7 protein-coding genes and 2 pseudogenes are annotated in these 5,466 nt (G+C 61.3%); 4 read left to right on the forward strand and 5 right to left on the reverse strand.

What is annotated here, in order from left to right; all coding sequences use genetic code 11:
• From CQ13_RS45345 to CQ13_RS06180, 3 genes and pseudogenes are all read left to right on the forward strand, one after another.
• Positions 1–141 (forward strand): annotated as a pseudogene (locus tag CQ13_RS45345) (NADP-dependent oxidoreductase); the annotation flags it as partial.
• Between the two features lie 167 nt (positions 142–308).
• Entirely contained in the window at positions 309–944 is a 636-nt protein-coding gene (locus CQ13_RS06175) for a nitroreductase family protein (RefSeq protein ID WP_057842121.1), read from the forward strand.
• Positions 945–978: 34 nt separating this feature from the next.
• On the forward strand, positions 979–1,524 hold the full coding sequence (locus tag CQ13_RS06180; protein ID WP_057842122.1) for a carboxymuconolactone decarboxylase family protein: 546 nt from the start codon (positions 979–981) through the stop codon (positions 1,522–1,524).
• 3 nt (positions 1,525–1,527) lie between these two features.
• Here CQ13_RS06180 and CQ13_RS06185 read toward each other — a convergent pair whose 3' ends face one another.
• Entirely contained in the window at positions 1,528–1,716 is a 189-nt protein-coding gene (locus tag CQ13_RS06185; RefSeq protein WP_057842123.1) for a hypothetical protein, read from the reverse strand.
• Positions 1,717–1,805: 89 nt separating this feature from the next.
• On the opposite strand from CQ13_RS06185, the gene CQ13_RS06190 reads away from it, so the two are divergent.
• Positions 1,806–2,087: a DUF427 domain-containing protein gene (locus CQ13_RS06190; protein WP_057842124.1), complete on the forward strand. Its 282-nt coding sequence runs from the start codon at positions 1,806–1,808 to the stop codon at positions 2,085–2,087.
• A gap of 91 nt (positions 2,088–2,178) precedes the next feature.
• On the opposite strand, the gene egtD is transcribed toward CQ13_RS06190, so the two are convergent.
• The 4 genes and pseudogenes from egtD to CQ13_RS42580 all read right to left on the reverse strand — a co-directional run.
• Positions 2,179–3,132 carry an L-histidine N(alpha)-methyltransferase gene (gene egtD, locus CQ13_RS06195; protein ID WP_057842125.1) on the reverse strand — a complete coding sequence of 318 codons (954 nt, stop codon included), beginning with the start codon at positions 3,130–3,132 and terminating at the stop codon, positions 2,179–2,181.
• Positions 3,133–3,224: 92 nt separating this feature from the next.
• A complete protein-coding gene (locus CQ13_RS06200) occupies positions 3,225–3,629 on the reverse strand; it encodes a cupin domain-containing protein (protein WP_057842126.1) in 405 nt (134 codons plus the stop codon).
• Positions 3,630–3,718: 89 nt separating this feature from the next.
• Entirely contained in the window at positions 3,719–5,155 is a 1,437-nt protein-coding gene (locus tag CQ13_RS06205) for an MFS transporter (protein WP_057842127.1), read from the reverse strand.
• Positions 5,156–5,325: 170 nt separating this feature from the next.
• Positions 5,326–5,466: pseudogene (locus CQ13_RS42580) on the reverse strand (NADP-dependent oxidoreductase); the annotation flags it as partial.

The raw sequence follows: 5,466 nt of genomic DNA on the forward strand, positions 1-5,466 counted from the left end.
CTGGGTGAGATCGTCCAGCGGGTGCGGGACGGACGACTGCGGACGAACATCGGCAACGTCTCGACCCTCGACGATGCCGTCGCTGCTTTCAATCCGACCAAGCGGATCAGCGGGAAGACGATCATCCGTGTTCGTCCGTGAACGACACGCGCCTTCGATGCACGCGGCCGGCTGTGTCCTGTCAGGCGCGCCGGGGACAACCTGGGAAACTACCCATCGCCCCTAGCATGAGATGTCGAACGGGCTCCGTGCCTGCGGCATTTCCAGCAAAGTTGTCTCAACCCATCCCTTCACGCGTAGGAATCACCATGACTAACGGAATCACCATGACCAACGCCGTCATCGAATGTATCCTGAGCCGCAGCTCCGCCAAGTACTACGACCCGACCGCCACCTTGAGCGACGAACAAATCCGCGAGTTGGTGCGAATCGGCACCACCGCGCCGACATCCTTCCACTTGCAGAACTGGCGCTTCATCGCCGTACGCACGCCGGAAGCTAAAGCTCGGCTGAGTCCGATCGCTTGGAGTCAGCCCGCGATCACCGAAGCAGCCGTTACCTTCATCGTCTGCGGCCAGTTGGCCGATTCCAGCGTGGTACCAGAGCGTCTGGCACCGCTGGTGGAAGCGGGCGTCATGCCGGCAAAGATGGTGCCGGAATGGGAAATCCCCGCACGCGATCTGTACATGGAGTACCCGCAGCGCCAGCGCGACGAGGCAGTACGCACCGGCACCTTCGGCGCGGCGGCGATGATCTATGCGGCCCGCTCGCTAGGCTTGGGTTCGACGCCGATGATCGGTTTCGATGCCGAAGCAGTGCACCGCGAGTTCGGACTGACCAAGGACGAAGTACCGGTCATGCTGTTGTCCGTAGGGGCGGAGCGTCCGGGAAACTGGCCGCAGAAGCCGCGCCGTCCGGTGGCCGACGTGTTGGATCTCATTTGATTATTAGTGAAGCCAGTAACTTGCGGAGACTACGATGCCACGATGTGCGGCTCTAAAGCCGGAGCAGGTGCCGGCCGATTCGAAACCGACCCTCGATACGTTCACCAAGAACATCGGGTTCACCCCAAATATGATGGCGACCTTCGCGGCAAGCCCGATCGCGTTCAACTCATGGGCTACCCTGCTCGGCTCCTTGAGCAAGGCGCTCGACGTGAAGACGCGTGACAGCATCGGCCTCGCCGTCTCCGAAGTGAATGGCTGCGACTACTGTCTGACAGTTCACAGCTTTACGGCCGATCATATGGCCAAGCTGCCGGCCAATGAAATCATCCTCGCTCGGAAAGGCCATGCCAGCGATCCGAAGCGCGATGCCGCGGTCGAGTTCGCCCGCAAAGTCATCGAGAGCCGGGGGCACGTCACTGACGCCGATCTGAAAGCTGTCCGCGATGCCGGCTACACGGATGCGAACGTCATCGAGATCGTCGCGCTGGTGGCGATGTATTCGCTGACGAACTTCTTCAACAACGTGTTCGATCCCGAGAAGGACTTTCCCGCCGTTGCGCCGGCTGGCTCGATCTGAACCCTATCCGGTCGCATCGACCATCTCTGAGGATGGTTGGAGCTTTTTATGTGATGCGAGCGTAACGCCAGAGCCCGGATGCACCCAGGAAAGATTCTTGGGAATGCGTCCGGGCTTTTGGTACGTGCCGACAAGGTTACGATACTGCATGAGCTCCTCGTCCGTCCGCTTCATTGAGGCGATCGAGATCATCTGCACCCCCTACCAGACGACCTATCGAGTCGAACGGTTCGAGCCCGGGTTGTATCGGTTCGAACTCATAGCATGGAAAGGAACGAGAAATGGCAGTCGCGACATGGAACGGAACAGTGATAGCGGAATCGGAGAAGACCGTTGTCGTCGAAGGCAACCACTACTTTCCGCCCGAGTCCGTCAATACGCAATATCTTAAGCCGAGCACGACGACCAGCCAGTGTCCATGGAAGGGCCTTGCAAATTACTGCTCGCTAATCGTCGATGGCAAAATTAATGAAGACGCAGCATGGTATTACGCCAAGCCCTCCGATGCAGCAGCGGCCATCAAAGGCTACATCGCATTCTGGAAAGGTGTGGATGTTAGGTAATCGCCTGACCGCCGTCATCACCCGACTTTCCGCCCAAATATGATGTATTCAGCCAGCACATGAATGGGCGGGCAATTGGACGATCGGCCGTTCAGTAGCGAATAAGTCCGAACAGGCCGAATAGCCCGTCCGCATCCTGCCAAGCCTCGGCAACCTTCCATCCGCCGGAGCGGGCAAGCCGCTCGAAGCTCTCCGCAGTATATTTTCGGGAGCTCTCGGTGTGGATGGTTTCCAACGTTCTGAAATTGAACGTCCGCCCACAGAGTGTAATGCGCTGATCGCACAAGCTGACCAGATGCATCTCTACTGCTTTCTCGATCTCGTTCCAGCGCGCCACGTGCTTGAACTGCTCTAAACGGAAGTCGCCGCCCAGTTCGGCGTTGATCCGCTCAAGGAGGTTGAGGTTGAAAGCGGCCGTCACACCCGCGCTGTCGTCGTAAGCGCGCAGAAGCGTATCTACGTTTTTCTGGAGATCGACACCAATGATAGCGCGTCCGTTGTCGCCCAGGTGTCGCCCCATCTGCATAAGCAAGGTCTTCGCCTCGCTCGCGTTCAAATTCCCCATCGTCGAGCCCGGGAAAAATCCCGTCCTGCCGCCGCCGGAGCCGTCAAACGGAACCTCAAATACATCCAGGAAATTGTGCTCGATGGGGCGGACCCAGAGCGACGGGAAGCGCGAAGCGATCCTCTTCGACGTTTCTGCAAGGAAGGCGTCGGCGATATCGATCGGCACGTAGCCTCGCGGGTCACGCAGCCCTGCCAGCACAAGCTCCGTCTTAACGCCGGCTCCCGCACCATACTCGATGAGAATCGCGCCAGACTCTACAAAATCGGCGATGTCATTCTGCCGCTCTCGCAAGATCGACGTTTCGGCTCGAGTCAGATAATACTCATCCTGCCTCGTTATCTCTTCAAAAAGTTCAGATCCACGCTCGTCGTATAACCAACGGCTCGGCAGCGTCTTCACGTCAGCGGATAATCCGCCGACGACGTCTCGGGCAAATGCATTTTCAACACGGCAGATGCTGTTATTTACATGAAGCATATTTTCCGCTTTCGGTGACACGGCGGATGACGGCGCGGTAAACTCGCGGCCGATGTCATCACCGTGGATTCTCGGCTGGCGCAGCCAATAGGTTATTTGACTGGCGTGGTCAGCGCTTTGTCGTTGGTGTCCAGGACGAAAACGGCGAGCAGCTTCGCCGGCTCGGCCTTGCTCGCGTTGCGGCTGATCGAATGGGTCGCACCCGGCGGTTCGGACCAACTCTCACCCGCCCGATAGATGCGTGTCTCGGCGTCATTCACTTTCGACTCGATCGCGCCCGAGATCACATAGGCGTAGATGAAAGCCGATTTTGCGTGCGTGTGGGACGGCGAGGCCGCCCCCGGCGCGTAATCGACTTCCAGGGCGATCAGCGACTTGCCCGGGATATTCGGAATGGCCGCCTCGAAGTTCTTCGTGACGGTTTGCGCTTCGCTATCGCCGGCCATCGAGAAGGCCAGGGCGGTGCAGGTGGCGACGATGATAGTTCGGATCTTCATGGGCTTTCTCCTTCTGCCTTTAGATTGGTCTTCGTTCCTCATGGTTTCCGCAGGCCTTGCCGAACTGCTGATTGCGGACACCGAACGGGTCAGTCTCGCGGGATGAAGTCGACGTGGGGCCCCGGCTCGATAATGAACACCGCGAGCGTGGCGAGAACGCACGCGACCGCGGCCATAGCCATCGCCATGTGGAATCCTGAAAACAACTGAGGACCGCCCTGCTGCAGGACACCGCCGAGCAGGGCGATGGCGAAGAGGGACCCGGCGCGTGAGACCGCGCTGTTGACACCAGACGCGGTTCCCGCCCGATCGGACTCGACGGAGGTGAGGACGAGGGTCGTCAACGGTGCGATCACAACGCTCATGCCCAGCGACAGCAACAGGATGGGCGGGAAGATGTCCGCCCAATAGGTCGCGTTCGAACCGACACTGAGCGTCATGGCGCATCCCAGGGCAACGACGGCGCCGCCGACGAACAATGGCAAGCGCCGGCCGAACCGGCGGCAGAGCATGCCGGCGAGCGGCGAGACGACCGTGATCAGCACTTGCAGGGGAATGAAGGCAAGGCCCGCCACCAGCGTCGGCAGGTGCGCGCCTTGGATCATCACGAACGGGATCAAGGTTAGCATGACCGTGAACGCCCCGTAGAGGAGCGCGGTGAACAGGTTCGCGCCGACGACCGACCGCGAGGCGAACAGGGACGGGGGCAGCATGGCGTTGTCGCCTAATCGCCGTTGGGTCACGATGAGGCCGGCTAAGCCGCCCAGACCGACGATCACGGTGACGAGCACCCAAAGGTTCAGACCGGAACCGTTGGTCAGGCTGGTCAGCCCCGCGCCCAGCCCGCCGAGCCCGACTGTCGAAAGGACTGCCCCACCGACGTCGATCCGGGCGTGGCTGGTCGGGGAGTCCTTGGGTATCCACATGGCGCCGACGGCCAGCGCGCTGGCGACGACGGGCAGGAGCATCAGAAAGGTCGTCCGCCAGGACCCGTGATCGAGGATCGCGCCGGCGATCGCGGGCGCGACGCCGCTGGCGACAGCCGCGGCGGCGGACCAGATGCCGACCGCGCGGGCTTTCTTGTCGGCGGGAAAGGCCCGCCCAAGCACGGAAAGGCCGTTGGGAAGGATCACGGCTTCGCCCAAGCCTTGCAGGAAGCGGCCGACGATGAGCGGCGCGAAACTCGGCGCGAAACCAATCACGGCCGCGCCAAGGCCGTAGAGAGCGATCCCCCCGAGGAAGATCCGCTTCTGTCCGAACCGGTCACCCAGAGCACCGGCGACCAGGGTCAAGGCCGCGAGCGGCAAGAGCTCGGCGTTCATCACCCACTGCAGCTCGAACGGCGACAGGCGCATGTCTCGGCCAATCGTCGCGAGCGCGACCGTGACGACGGGGCTGCTGACGAACACGAGGCAGCCGCCCAGGCTCGACGCGGCGAGCACCTTGGTGCTGCCCCGCGCACCGACGGCCTTAGACTCGGAGAGCGCCAGGCCACCGTCGGTCAGGATCAGGGACGCGCTGCTCACGACCTAATTCCTCATAGGTATTGCGCCGGCCAGCGCGTGAAGATTCGATGACCGAGTGTCGCTTTCTTGCACCTAGATGAGCCGGCCGAGCTGTAGGGACATGGCCGATCTTCCGCCTGGATGCGTGCCGAGTTGGCGGGAGCGCAGAACCGTTCTCCGCCCCCAAGTCCTCACGGGCGAACGCGAATGATTGTCTTCCCCTTGCGTCGCTCGGTGCGATTGAAGGCGGTGACGGCGTCGTCGAGGGTCGAGACGGTGCCGATGTTCGTCCGCAGTCGTCCGTCCCGCACCCGCTGGACGATCTCACCCAG

Source organism: Bradyrhizobium retamae, from assembly GCF_001440415.1.
In the GTDB taxonomy this organism is placed as follows: domain Bacteria; phylum Pseudomonadota; class Alphaproteobacteria; order Rhizobiales; family Xanthobacteraceae; genus Bradyrhizobium; species Bradyrhizobium retamae.